This is a genomic window from Nostoc sp., assembly GCF_036919595.1.
GTDB lineage: Bacteria > Cyanobacteriota > Cyanobacteriia > Cyanobacteriales > Nostocaceae > Nostoc.
The window spans coordinates 18,259-30,709 of the sequence record NZ_JBALCO010000076.1 but is presented as its reverse complement, the minus strand read 5'-3'; the positions used below and the strand labels follow the sequence as shown (position 1 = coordinate 30,709).

The 12,451-nt window shown below is 41.6% G+C and carries 11 protein-coding genes and 1 pseudogene; 7 read left to right on the top strand and 5 right to left on the bottom strand.

What is annotated here, in order from left to right; all coding sequences use genetic code 11:
• Window positions 1–318 precede the first annotated feature (318 nt).
• Window positions 319–2,043, top strand: coding sequence for an ABC transporter ATP-binding protein (locus tag V7K21_RS10725; RefSeq protein ID WP_335173997.1), 1,725 nt, complete (start codon window positions 319–321; stop codon window positions 2,041–2,043).
• A gap of 187 nt (window positions 2,044–2,230) precedes the next feature.
• Here the strand turns inward: V7K21_RS10725 and V7K21_RS10720 are convergent, their stop codons facing one another.
• Window positions 2,231–3,688: a protein adenylyltransferase SelO gene (locus V7K21_RS10720; protein WP_335173995.1), complete on the bottom strand. Its 1,458-nt coding sequence runs from the start codon at window positions 3,686–3,688 to the stop codon at window positions 2,231–2,233.
• Window positions 3,689–3,811: 123 nt separating this feature from the next.
• On the opposite strand from V7K21_RS10720, the gene V7K21_RS10715 reads away from it, so the two are divergent.
• Window positions 3,812–4,489, top strand: coding sequence for an SMI1/KNR4 family protein (locus V7K21_RS10715; RefSeq protein WP_335173993.1), 678 nt, complete (start codon window positions 3,812–3,814; stop codon window positions 4,487–4,489).
• Between the two features lie 23 nt (window positions 4,490–4,512).
• Here V7K21_RS10715 and V7K21_RS10710 read toward each other — a convergent pair whose 3' ends face one another.
• Both V7K21_RS10710 and V7K21_RS10705 read right to left on the bottom strand, forming a co-directional pair.
• Window positions 4,513–4,968: a hypothetical protein gene (locus tag V7K21_RS10710; protein ID WP_335173991.1), complete on the bottom strand. Its 456-nt coding sequence runs from the start codon at window positions 4,966–4,968 to the stop codon at window positions 4,513–4,515.
• A gap of 415 nt (window positions 4,969–5,383) precedes the next feature.
• Complete coding sequence (locus tag V7K21_RS10705) at window positions 5,384–5,959, bottom strand: GNAT family N-acetyltransferase (RefSeq protein ID WP_335173989.1); 576 nt, start codon at window positions 5,957–5,959, stop codon at window positions 5,384–5,386.
• Window positions 5,960–6,343: 384 nt separating this feature from the next.
• Here V7K21_RS10705 and bioB point away from each other — a divergent pair, with 384 nt between their 5' ends.
• Window positions 6,344–7,351, top strand: coding sequence for a biotin synthase BioB (gene bioB, locus V7K21_RS10700; protein ID WP_335174054.1), 1,008 nt, complete (start codon window positions 6,344–6,346; stop codon window positions 7,349–7,351).
• Between the two features lie 81 nt (window positions 7,352–7,432).
• Here the strand turns inward: bioB and petL are convergent, their stop codons facing one another.
• Window positions 7,433–7,528: a cytochrome b6-f complex subunit PetL gene (gene petL, locus V7K21_RS10695; RefSeq protein WP_334776884.1), complete on the bottom strand. Its 96-nt coding sequence runs from the start codon at window positions 7,526–7,528 to the stop codon at window positions 7,433–7,435.
• A gap of 260 nt (window positions 7,529–7,788) precedes the next feature.
• Between petL and aroB the strand changes: the two genes are divergently transcribed.
• Together aroB and V7K21_RS10685 are read left to right on the top strand one after the other, a co-directional pair.
• On the top strand, window positions 7,789–8,880 hold the full coding sequence (aroB, locus tag V7K21_RS10690) for a 3-dehydroquinate synthase (protein WP_335173987.1): 1,092 nt from the start codon (window positions 7,789–7,791) through the stop codon (window positions 8,878–8,880).
• 67 nt (window positions 8,881–8,947) lie between these two features.
• Window positions 8,948–9,514: pseudogene (locus V7K21_RS10685) on the top strand (Uma2 family endonuclease).
• 201 nt (window positions 9,515–9,715) lie between these two features.
• Here V7K21_RS10685 and V7K21_RS10680 read toward each other — a convergent pair.
• Window positions 9,716–10,030 carry an S-layer protein gene (locus V7K21_RS10680; RefSeq protein ID WP_335173985.1) on the bottom strand — a complete coding sequence of 105 codons (315 nt, stop codon included), beginning with the start codon at window positions 10,028–10,030 and terminating at the stop codon, window positions 9,716–9,718.
• Window positions 10,031–10,696: 666 nt separating this feature from the next.
• Here V7K21_RS10680 and V7K21_RS10675 point away from each other — a divergent pair.
• Entirely contained in the window at window positions 10,697–10,936 is a 240-nt protein-coding gene (locus V7K21_RS10675; RefSeq protein ID WP_335173983.1) for a hypothetical protein, read from the top strand.
• A 91-nt stretch (window positions 10,937–11,027) separates the two neighbouring features.
• Window positions 11,028–12,431 (top strand): tyrosine phenol-lyase, encoded by a 1,404-nt coding sequence (locus V7K21_RS10670; RefSeq protein ID WP_335173981.1) that lies wholly within the window; start codon window positions 11,028–11,030, stop codon window positions 12,429–12,431.
• The last annotated feature ends 20 nt before the right edge of the window (window positions 12,432–12,451 follow it).

Here is a 12,451-nt window from a genome sequence, read left to right as displayed (position 1 = left end):
GCACCCCCAGCCCCCTCCTCGCAAGCGAGGAGGGGGCTTTTTTTATGAACAAAAGCAAAACAAAACGCACCGTCTAAACTAGTACTCCACCACAGCGATTATGACAGGTTAAGGGAGCTTCTAGTAAAGCGAGTCTACATACCCTACTCTTAAGCAAGCTACGCACACGTCTCATAGAGAAGCGACAGGATTAAAGAATCATCGATATATTCTGATTCGGCAACGTCACTTTTTGGAACTAATTACTTAACTATTCAGAAACTCCCCAAAAGCTGATAGCGTCAAACAAAGGAAAGATATCGTTGTGGACCTTCGAGCTTGAAAACGCGTTCTAATTACTGGCAACTTCTGCCTTATATCCGACTCCAGTGTCAAACCATCACCAAGGGACTTATTGGCATCTTAGGATACGTACTGGCGACATTAGTGTTGATCAATCTCGCCGGTAAATTGGCAATTCCCTTTGCACAAGGTAATGTAGTAGCGATCGCTCAAATAACTGGTAGCTGTGCCTTAGTCTTTCTTGTCAGAGGCTTGTTTCAGTCTATACAAGATATGTACATGGCGAAAGCTGCTTTGAGAGTTGCTTTTCATCTCCGCCAGCAAGTCTATGCCCATCTTCAAAAGCTAAATCTCAGCTATTTTGAAACGGCAAAAGCAGGTGATTTATCTTACCGCCTCACGGAAGATGTTGACCGGGTTGGCGAAGTGGTAAATAAAGTATTTCACGACTTTATCCCCTGTATTTTGCAGTTGCTAGCAATTCCAATTTACATGGTTTACCTGAATTGGCAATTGACACTAGCGACAGTGTTAGTTGCACCGCTGATGGGTATTTTAGTCGGCTGGTTTGGTGAACAGTTACGCAAGTATTCCTTAAAAAGTCAAAATCGCGTGTCAGGTTTATCAGCCATCCTGGCGGAAGTTTTCAACGGTATTCGTTTGGTACAGGCTTTTGCTGCCGAAAATTACGAAATTGCCCGCTTTGGCCATGAAGCAGAACGCAGTCTCAAAGCAAAATACTCAGCCGAACGCCTGAAAGCGATTCAGATTCCGATCGTGGGATTTCTGGAAGCCTTAAGTGCGTTATCGTTACTGATTGTGGGAGCGTGGCAAATTTCCCAAGGTAACTTGACAGTGGCGAATTTTTTCAGTTATCTGGCGGCGGCGGCGCTGTTAATTGATCCCATTGGCCACACTACTAATAACTACAACGAATTTAAGCAAGGTGAAGCATCTGTTGACCGCGTTTTTGAATTGATGGCGATTCAGCCAACGGTGATCGAAAAGATCAATGCGATCGCTCTACCCCCAGTCAAAGGTAAAGTAGAATATCGTCATATTTCTTTTGCCTATAAACCAGGTGAACCTGTATTAAAAGATATCAGTTTATTAGTACCGCCAGGGGAAGCGATCGCTCTTGTAGGTGCTTCTGGTGCTGGTAAAACCACATTTGTGAATCTCCTCCCCCGTTTTTACGACCCTGAAGTGGGGCAAATATTGATTGACGGTGTTGATATTCGGGATGTCAAGCTGCATAGTCTGCGGCGACAAATTGGGATTGTTCCTCAAGAAACCATCATGTTTTCGGGGACAATTGCCCAAAATATCGCTTTTGGACAAGATGTTTTTGAAATGAAAGCAGTTAAAGAGGCGGCGAAAATTGCTAATGCCCATCAGTTTATTAGCCAGCTGCCAGAAGGTTATCAAACTTGGGTAGGTGAACGTGGGGTAAACTTATCTGGTGGACAAAGACAAAGAATTGCGATCGCTCGTGCTGTTCTCCTCAATCCTCAAATCTTGATTCTTGATGAGGCGACATCAGCATTAGATTCTGAGTCAGAAGCACTGGTACAAGAAGCGCTGGAAAGATTGATGGAAAAACGGACAGTGTTTATTATTGCTCACCGTTTATCGACAGTCAGACGGTGCGATCGCATTTTAGTTCTCGAACAGGGACAAATTGTCGAATCAGGAACCCATGAAGAATTATTAGCCCTAGAGCGTCGCTATGCGCGGTCTTATGCCCAGCAGTTTAGTTAGAGGCAGAGGAGGCAGGGAGCACTTTTGGAGAGGCTGCGCCCTAAGCGTAGCTATGCCGCATGCTTTACGACTGCGCTTAGTAACCAAGGGAGCAGGGAGCAGAGGGGAAAGAGGTAGTTTTTATTCTCCCCCTTGCCTCCAGCAATAACTGCCCCTCTGCCTCTTGTGCCTAATGCCCCCTTGCAAACTATCTCCTAGACTGAATTACCTTGATTAACTCATAAAAAGGTTGCCAATTATCTTCCTGAGCAATTGCTTCCCAAATCGATTCAATCACAGGTCTTAATAATGCCGTTTGCGGATTATGAACTGTTAGAGTTTGGGCAATTACATTGATGCGATCATACTCCAAATCATTCAAAATTTGATGATACAGTATGCACCAATCATCAAAAATTCCTGACGCACCCGGTACTGGTACAATATCTGAACTGTTCATCACAAAACCTGGTTCATCTCGCCATTTAGATGAAAAAGTACGAGCCATCTCATAAAAGAATTGGTGATAACCAACTTGGCTCTCTTTCAAGAATTCAATCGTTAGATTCAAGAGTTTCTCAGCTTCTGGATGTAGCAAATCCTCAAAACCCAACTTTTTCAACATCAAAGAACTGTATTCAGCTTCATAATATTCACCAAACCTAACTAATCCAGTTTCCATTTCACCTTTATCAATAATCGCCTTTAAAGGTTCTTGGAGCATTTGTAGATTCAGCTGGCAAATACTTGGTTGATTACCGTAACAGTAGCGTCCAGAATAGTCAAAATATGCAGCTATAAAGTAGGGATTATAACTAGGGATAAACGCGTAAGGACCATAGTCAAAACTTTCCCCGGTAATTGACATATTGTCAGTATTCAGGACTGCATGACAAAAGCCAGCAGCCATCCACTGCGCTGCTAATTCTGCAACTCGTTTCACTAATTGGGCGTAAAACAAGGCATATTTATCTTGTTCAGCACTTAAGTGTGGATAATACTGCTCGATTACGTGGTCTAACAGCTTCTTAGTTAAATCTGGACGCTGGAAATAGTGCAGTCGCTCAAAAGTGCCAAACCGAATATGAGAACTGCTCATTCTGACCATCACAGCTGAACGGGTAGGCGAAGGTTCATCACCCCGCCAGAGTGGTAAACCTGTTTCAATCATGCTCAGACAGCGCGAGGTACGTACACCCAAGTAGTGCAGTGCTTCCGCAGCCAGAACTTCCCGCACTCCACCTTTGAGCGTGAGCATACCGTCGCCACCACGGGAGGAAGGCGTTCTCCCAGAACCTTTCGTGCCAAAATCGTACAATTCCCCATTATTGGCGCGTACTTGCCCGTAGAGAAAGCCTCTGCCATCACCCAACTGTGCGTTATATTCACCAAATTGATAGCCGTGATAACGCAGTGCTAACAAGGGTTTGTGCCCCTGAAATTTACTAAAGGCTGTGATGAAATCTTCGTCTTTGACTAGTTGGGGGTCTAAACCCAAACGGGGTAGTAGTTCATCGTTACGCCAACGCAGGAGGTGTTGAGGAAATTCTGCCGCTGCAACCTCATCATAGTAGTCATCGCCTAGAGATTCCAAGGCGCTTTCGTAGTTGAGGGTGAGAAAAGGATTGCTAGAATTCTTGTAGTTTGGAGTTTCAGCCAGAGTCATTACGAGCAAAGCTTAATTCATTCTTCCCTTAATACTACCTCTGGCTTCAAACATCAGCATAGACGCAAAAAGCGACCCATATCTAAAATATGGCAGCGCCACCATCAAAATCTAGAGCGCATAATGGATAAAGTTTTACAATTAAAGAAAAAGTTGACTCAATTAGCTATTCTAGACGCTACATTTGAGGTTTTTGGCTCAGAATCACACCAATATCAATTTAAACCTTGCTTGAATAATAAAGATATTCAAGTGTTTGAATCCAGATATAATATTACGCTACCAAGTGAATATCGAAATTTTCTCTTAGAAGTTGGTAATGGTGGTGCAGGGCCAGGATACGGTTTATCTGGACTGTCGGGAATTGAATCTGAAGATATCATCCCAGAAAAACTATACCACGATAACTACGAAATTCTCTCTAAACCATTTCCTTTTACAGAAGCATGGAATGATTTAGATATGATTGTCAAGAATAATACAGAATTTATTACCAACAATGATGCCTACTTCGATGATAAGTTCATCCAGGGCACTCTTCCGATTACAAATTATGGTTGTGGAATTTATGGGATGTTAGTCATTACCGGGGAGCAGTCAGGAAATATCTGGATAGATGACCGGACTAATGATAATGGAATATATGCTGCTTCTTTAAGTTTTTGTCATGCTTTCCATAACGCTGACCCTGATGATTTTCATCCAAATAGCGACGAAGATAAGCCTTTGAGTTTTTCTGATTGGTATGAAGACTGGCTCAACCGAAGTTTGGATCAAATCCGCCAGTCTTCCGAAACTTAACCTTAATTAAATAAAACTAATTTTTATTTCGTAATTGGTTGTGATGTTGTTGGAGTAACTGCTGTTGGATTTGATGTTGGTTGTGATGCCTGTGAAGATAGAATTTTTTTCACTTGCAGGTTATAAGTTTGCAAAATTGATTGAACCTGTTTTTGTTGATCTTGATTCAGATTCAAAGATGTTAACACTGTTCTGACTCTCTGACGGGATTGCAGTGCTGCCTTAAATTTAGTATCTTGGGACGGGTTTAATAGAGCCTCAATATCCTTATCTCTTTGCTGGCGAGCCGCTTGGATTTGTAGGCGCTGTTGAGCTGTGAGTTTGATTTTTTGGTGTGATGCAGGACTAGTCTGAGTTTTAAAGGCTGGTGTATTGACGGGACTTGGAGCTGGTGCTGCCAAGACAACTGCATGTAAGATTGTAGCAAAGGCGAAGATAGTAGAAAAGACAGATAAGCGCTTTATAGAACTAATGGACACTTTGAAAAACTCCTCAATCATTTAATAAAATTGGACACATCGGCTAAAACTAACCTTGGTAATTGAGCCGGAGAGTGAACAAACATTACTATTGCATTTCCTTATGGAGTTGTTGTGTATTTATTATGGATTTACGATGAATTTATAAATAGTGCCAAATGATGTCTCGAATTTGTTAATTAGCTGTGTATAAATAAACATAGTACCCAGATTCCTAATTTATCTTAGAAGTTGGGGATCTATTTTTTAGTATTTTATCTTTCAGTAAGTTGAGCTAATTAAAACAGACTAAATAACCAAAATTATAAGGGTGTCGATTGGTCAAATTCAATTGCCAAGGAAAAGACTGCGCTAACTCACTATAAACTTTAATTTATTTATACCTAACTACTTATTTTATTATAAAAATAGCTGGTTAAAATTTAGGTGTTTGCCAGTTAAGATTTGTCAAACTTGTGAGAATATGATCTTCCCATTGCCCATTAATTAACAAATAGTCTCTAGCATATCCTTCAATCACAAAGCCTAGTCTTTTAAGTACATTGCCACTGCGCCGATTGTGAGGCATATAATTAGCCATGACTCGGTGAAAATTTAACTCTTGAAATAGATATTGAGTTGCGGCTTTTAGTCCTTCTGTCATGTATCCTTTACCTTGTTTCCTTTCAGCAAGGCTATATCCTACATAGCAAAAATGAGCGGCTCCTTGGACAAAATTACTAAAATTGATAGTTCCAATAATTACAGTGGGATTTTTTTTTGTAAAAATAAATAGCTTTAATGATTGAGCATTAATAAATTCTAGAAAACTATTCTCTATCTGATATTGCCAATATTCTTCAGTGAAAAAACCATCAGCCCAAAGAGGGTAGAATGGAGTCAGATAAGTTTTATTATGAATAAAGTATTTGAGAATTAGGGGTATATCTTCATGGATAGCCGCTCGTAAGAACAGGCGATCGCTTGTAATTAATGGCAGTTCTGATATCATAAACTACTTAATCGACAGGATCTCTTTCCAGAACATTCACTAGATTTTATAAATTCTCTCATACCTGCGGTTTAGCAGTGAGATTAGCTGTATTATTATGTACCAATTTGGATTATCAGTCGTGTAGGCATAGGTATTTTGCCAAAAATGCCATCTTTTTGCTTTACTTGCAGGTGAGTATTTTTGCTGGTAATCTGTCATTCAACCAAAATCTTGATAAGCTGATGTCTAATATCTAGAGCGGAAGGATTGAGAGCCAATGGGTAATAAAGCGCAGTGCGTGGCATAACTTCAAGAAAATCGCTTTGCCCAAACGCGGTACCGCAGGAGATTCAACCAAAAGACAGTTCAAGATTTAACCCAGTCTACAAGAAGGATAGTGATGTGGTGGGAATACGCTACGATTGGCAGGAATTAGAGATTCGGGCGATATACAACACGCCATTGCTAGAGCTTATTTATCAAGCTGCTAGCGTGCATCGCCAATATCATGACCCAACAAAAATACAAGTTTGTAAACTCATATCGATTAAAACCGGAGGTTGTCCAGAAGATTGTAGCTACTGTGCCCAATCTTCCCGTTATAAAACAGAGGTAAAGGCGCAAGCACTCCTAGAAAAGGAAACGGTAGTTAGCATTGCTCAAAAAGCGAAAGAAACTGGTGTTAGTCGCATTTGCATGGGTGCTGCTTGGCGCGAAGTGCGGGATAACTCACAATTTGAGGAAGTCCTGGAAATGGTCAAGGATGTAACCGCAATGGGTTTAGAAGTGTGCTGCACGTTAGGTATGTTGACAGCAAATCAGGCTAGGAAATTAGAAGAAGCCGGACTTTACGCCTACAACCATAATTTAGATACCTCGCAGGAATATTACAGCACAATTATTACCACGAGAACTTATAGCGATCGCTTGAACACAATTAAGAATGTGCGTCAGACAAATGTTACTGTATGTTCCGGCGGTATCCTTGGTTTGGGTGAAACTGTTGATGACCGGGTTGGAATGTTACAAACTTTGACAAACTTACATCCGCATCCAGAGTCAGTGCCAATTAATATTCTTTCGCAAGTACCAGGCACACCCTTAGAAAATCAGCCTGATGTTCCCATTTGGGATATTGTGCGAATGATTGCCACAGCCAGGATTTTAATGCCTGCTTCCGATGTGCGTCTTAGTGCCGGTAGAGCTAGACTTTCTCAAGTTGAACAAGCTTTCTGCTTTATGGCGGGAGCCAATTCTATCTTTTCCAGTGACGACAACAAGATGTTGACGGTGACAACTCCCTGTCCAGATTACGATACCGACCGAGAAATGCTGAATTTACTTGGTTTGGGAATGCGTCCGCCTTCCCAAAGACAGGAGAAGGTAGCAAGTCCGGCTGTTGTGGGATAAATATCTTCTTGTGGGATGGGCGTATTACCCGTCCTTATTCAACTGAGGGCAGGCAAGATGCTTACCCCACAAGAGTCTTAGTTAAATTATTTTGGCAGTCCGCAGACCAAAGAATAGACCTACAGCCAAACCAAAGAATAAAGCTAAAAAGCCGATGTAAGCTGCAATTGCAAACATTTATTTTTCTCCATAATACTTCCTAAATCTATTGAATCATTAGTTGTTGGGCATTGGGCATTGGTCAATTCAATTTTGGATAATGGAATTGATGATTTTAGATTAAATTTCAATTTTTTAATCCAAAATCGTTCGACTGAGCGTAGCCGTTCGCGTAGCGTTCCGCAGGAAAGTCTAAAATCTAAAATTCTTACTCCCCACTCCCCACTCCCAGATTGCGATAGAATACAGCCCACGGGCGCTTGTTTAGGGGTTGGGCAATGACTTCTGTAATTAATGTGAATTTACCAGAGCAGTCTTATGAGATTGCGATCGCACCTTCAAGTTTAGATCAACTGGGTGAACAGATGGCTAGTCTCAAGCTAGGCAAGAAGGCATTGCTAGTTTCTAATCCGACGATTTTAAAACATTTTGGGGAAAGAGCGATCGCATCCCTTACATCTGCTGGATTTGAAGTTGCTAGCTGCACCCTACCACCTGGTGAACGCTACAAAACCCTCAATTCCATCCAAAAACTTTATGATATCGCCTTGGAAAACCGCTTAGAACGTTCTTCTACAATGGTGGCTTTGGGCGGAGGTGTAATTGGCGATATGACTGGCTTTGCCGCCGCAACTTGGCTGCGCGGCATTAATGTTGTCCAAGTACCTACCACTCTTTTAGCAATGGTGGATTCGGCAATTGGTGGCAAAACTGGAGTGAATCATCCCCACGGTAAAAACTTGATTGGGGCATTCCATCAACCACGTCTAGTATTAATTGACCCAGATGTGTTGAAAACTCTTCCTATGCGCGAGTTTCGGGCCGGGATGGCAGAAGTTATTAAGTACGGTGTGATTTGGGATGCCGAATTGTTTGCCCAGTTGGAAGCAAGTAAACGCCTTGACCAACTCCGCTACGTAAAACCTGAATTAATAAAAAACATATTAACGCACTCTTGTCAAGCTAAAGCTGATGTTGTTGGCAAAGATGAAAAAGAAGGCGGATTACGGGCGATTCTTAACTATGGACATACCATCGGTCATGCAGTGGAAAGCTTGACTGGTTATCGGCTAGTGAATCACGGTGAAGCGGTAGCCATTGGCATGGTAGCAGCCGGTCAAATTGCTGTGGATTTGGGACTGTGGCAAAAGAAAGACACGGAACGTCAAAATGCTTTAATTCAAAAAACTGGTTTACCAACTCAGTTACCATCTGGGCTAGATATTGAAGAAATTATTCAGACGTTGCAGTTAGATAAAAAAGTCAAAGCAGGGAAAGTGCGGTTTGTTTTGCCAACAGAGATTGGTGTAGTGACAGTTACCGATGAAGTGCCATCGGATATCATTCGGCAAGTGTTGCAGGAGATGTAAACAATTTGAACAAGAATTAGTTGCTCTGTCCTTCAATTACGAATTACGAATTACGAATTATTGAGCCATGATACTCCAAGCCAAAAATCAATTAACTTTGCAAGAGTTCTTAAATCTTTCACTAGGTGAGGGAGGTATAACTTATGAACTTGTTGATGGTCAAGCAATTCCTAAAATACAAGCAAAAAAATTCCACTCTAAACTTACCCGCGTCCTTCTCAATTTGATTGAGCAATCGTGTGAGGGGAAAGGAGAAGTTTGCCCAGAATTAGCTCTCGCATTAACTCGTCGAGGGCGAGATTGGATGCCAATACCGGATATTTTATACATTTCTAATGAACGTTTACCCCCTGACTGGGATTAAGAAGGATCATGTTCTGTTCCTCCTGATTTGATGATTGAGATTATTTCCCCAGGACAAATGGCAGCTAAAGCCAAAGACTATTTGGATGCTAAGGTGCTGCGGGTGTGGGTGGTAGATAGTAAAGCTAGAAGTATTACCGTTTTTTATCCAGATGCAGCACCACAAACTTATATGGGAGAAGAATTACTCACAGATTCTTTATTTGAAGGATTGGAATTTACTGTTGAGCAGGTGTTTCAAAAGGCAAAAATACCATTAGATGCCGAATAGCACACTTTTTGCATCTAGCGTAATTCGACGCAGATCATTTTTATCGCCTGCTTAATGCAGCTTTTATTTATTTAGACCACACGATGAAGGCGCTTTTGTTTGCCTCTGTTTTTCTCAACGTCCATCGAAATTTCCAGGGACTGCTTTTGTTATTCAAACTTCTATCTGCGTGAAATTCTCATATCTTTATTTAGCAAAGCTCTATTTTTGAAACTCTGGTTCTTTCTGCGGTTGCTGTTGGCTATTTGTTGGTTGCAGTTTTTGAAATAAAGCTGGTGGTGTTGCCTTACGAAATGCACCGCAGTAGTGCATAGTCATAACTGCTTTGAAAGCCCAATGGTCTGCTGGCACATCACTAAAGGGATTTGGTAAAGTTTCTGCTTGATTTTGGATACAAGCATTCAAAACTTGATTCGATTTTCCTGGAGTGTCGGTAGTAGGTTCTTGAGATTTAGCAGGAGTAAGAAAACTAGTAGTAGCTAGCACTACAACTGTTGCCAGAAGTTTACAGTTCATAATTTGAGTTTTCTAGGGATGAAAGTCTACCCTATCTTAGTTCCCAGGCTGCTGCCCAGGAACTAGAACAACCTTGCTGAAATTAAGCGTTAGAAAACATTGTAAGCATTACTAATAGAACAACTAATGCACTGATCCAAAGGGCTAACGATCCCCAACTAACTGAATCTTTTTGTACTTTTTGCCAGAAATTGGCGACTAAATTATTCCGAATTGCCATTTTATAACCTCCAATTTATATGAAATTTGTACTGACTCAATGCATTAAGCCTGCATTGAGTAAAAAAAAGTTCATCTTTGGGGTATCAGCCTTGATTTGCTGATTCCCAGAAATTAACCAACAGAGATTTAAATTAATCCATGCAGCGATGTCTCCGACGGGCTACGCCTACGCCAATGCATATGTCTCAATGCATTACTTATCTAAAAAATAAAAATTTACAAAAAGACATTTGTTGATGCTTAACTTGATTTTCCCATACGTAAGTGTTTACACTCCCAGATTTGGTGATTTTGAGAGAATTCTTAATGTTGTGTTAACCACGGATAAAAGTTAGTGTCTTTCAAATCCCAAACTACGTAAATAGTGAGTCTGTTTCACTTTCACTTGCGATTTCTTTAAACTTGAAAATAGACACAATTAACAGTGAAATTGGTAGGTAAATAATGGTGCAACAAATAAGACATAATGAACCGCAATATATCTGTATTATTCCAGTTGAGAGAATTACAGCTAACCAAGACGAAGAAATCATTGCCTTTGGTGTATCTGCCGATGAGGCAAAAAAACAAGGCGAGGAATTATTAGCATCTACCTATGGTTGTAATCAATCGCAAATTTTGGAATTGATCCAGCAAGCACGAATTGAATTAATAGCTCAGTGGTGTGCCCCTCAAGAGCGCTAAAACTAGTTATCACAGTCTTGGCAACAGCAAGTATTAGCAACCAAAATGGTATGCAAATATTCGGCCAACCTGCATGAAGGAGAATCAATCTATGACTGACGCCAAGCAAACTTCCCCGCGCCGCCGTCGCTCTTGGGCAGAGCCATATAAAATCAAGGTGGTTGAGCCATTAAAAATCACTACTCGTGCTGAACGCGAACAGGCGATCGCTCAAGCGGGTTACAATACTTTTCTGTTACGTTCTGAAGATGTTTACATTGATTTGCTGACTGATAGCGGCACCTCAGCCATGAGTGATTACCAGTGGGCAGGGATGATGCTGGGTGATGAAGCTTACGCCGGCAGCAAAAATTTCTACAATTTAGAAGCAACCATCCAGAAGTATTACGGCTATCGCCATATTGTGCCCACTCACCAAGGGCGTGGTGCAGAAAACATCCTTTCTCAAATACTAATTAAACCAGGTGACTACATACCTGGCAATATGTATTTCACTACAACCAGGCTGCATCAAGAATTAGCAGGCGGTACCTTTGTAGATGTGATTATTGATGAAGCCCACGATGCCCAATCACTGCATCCATTTAAGGGCAATGTAGACTTGCAAAAGCTCACAGACCTAATCGAGCGAGTCGGGGCAGAACGTATTCCCTATATCAGCGTCGCCGGAACTGTGAATATGGCTGGCGGACAGCCGATTTCAATGGCTAACCTGCGGACGGTATATCAGTTAGCCCAAACCTACGGTATCCGCATTATTCTTGATGCCACCCGCGCTGTGGAAAACGCTTACTTTATCCAGCAGAGAGAAAAGGATTATTTCAACCAGGCGATCGCAACTATCTTAGATGAATTTTGCTCTTATACTAACGGTTGCACTATGAGTGGCAAAAAGGATGCACTAGTTAACATCGGTGGTTGGCTGGCTCTGAATGACTATAACCTTTACGAAGAAGCACGTAACCTGATAGTAATCTATGAAGGTCTACATACTTACGGTGGTATGGCTGGGCGGGATATGGAAGCTATGGCACGGGGTATAGAAGAGTCAGTTCAAGATGATCATATTCGTGCCCGTGTCGGGCAAGTTGAGTATCTCGGACAAAAGCTTTTAGATTGGGATATTCCAATTGTTGTGCCCATTGGTGGTCATGCCATTTATTTAGATGCCAAACGCTTTTTACCACAAATTCCCCAAGACCAATTTCCGGCACAACGTCTAGCAGCAGAACTATATTTAGAGGCAGGCATTCGAGCAATGGAACGGGGTATTGTTTCCGCAGGGCGCAGCAAAGAAACAGGCGATAATTATTATCCAGAGTTAGAACTAGTACGTTTGACTATTCCACGCCGCGTTTACACCCAAGCTCACATGGATCTTACTGCTGAGGCAGTTGAAGAAGTTTATTATAATCGCGATCGCCTACGCGGACTCAAAATGATTTACGAGCCAAAGTATCTGCGCTTCTTTCAAGCAAGATTTGAATTGCAGTAAAGGGGGCATTGGGTATTGGG

Excerpts from the sequence above, each read along its gene's own strand:
- V7K21_RS10720 (WP_335173995.1), bottom strand. The coding sequence starts at position 3,688 with ATGACTCTGGCTGAAACTCCAAACTACAAGAATTCTAGCAATCCTTTT.
- V7K21_RS10715 (WP_335173993.1), top strand. The coding sequence starts at position 3,812 with ATGGATAAAGTTTTACAATTAAAGAAAAAGTTGACTCAATTAGCTATT.
- V7K21_RS10705 (WP_335173989.1), bottom strand. The coding sequence starts at position 5,959 with ATGATATCAGAACTGCCATTAATTACAAGCGATCGCCTGTTCTTACGA.
- petL (WP_334776884.1), bottom strand. The coding sequence starts at position 7,528 with ATGTTTGCAATTGCAGCTTACATCGGCTTTTTAGCTTTATTCTTTGGT.
- aroB (WP_335173987.1), top strand. The coding sequence starts at position 7,789 with ATGACTTCTGTAATTAATGTGAATTTACCAGAGCAGTCTTATGAGATT.
- V7K21_RS10680 (WP_335173985.1), bottom strand. The coding sequence starts at position 10,030 with ATGAACTGTAAACTTCTGGCAACAGTTGTAGTGCTAGCTACTACTAGT.
- V7K21_RS10675 (WP_335173983.1), top strand. The coding sequence starts at position 10,697 with ATGGTGCAACAAATAAGACATAATGAACCGCAATATATCTGTATTATT.
- V7K21_RS10670 (WP_335173981.1), top strand. The coding sequence starts at position 11,028 with ATGACTGACGCCAAGCAAACTTCCCCGCGCCGCCGTCGCTCTTGGGCA.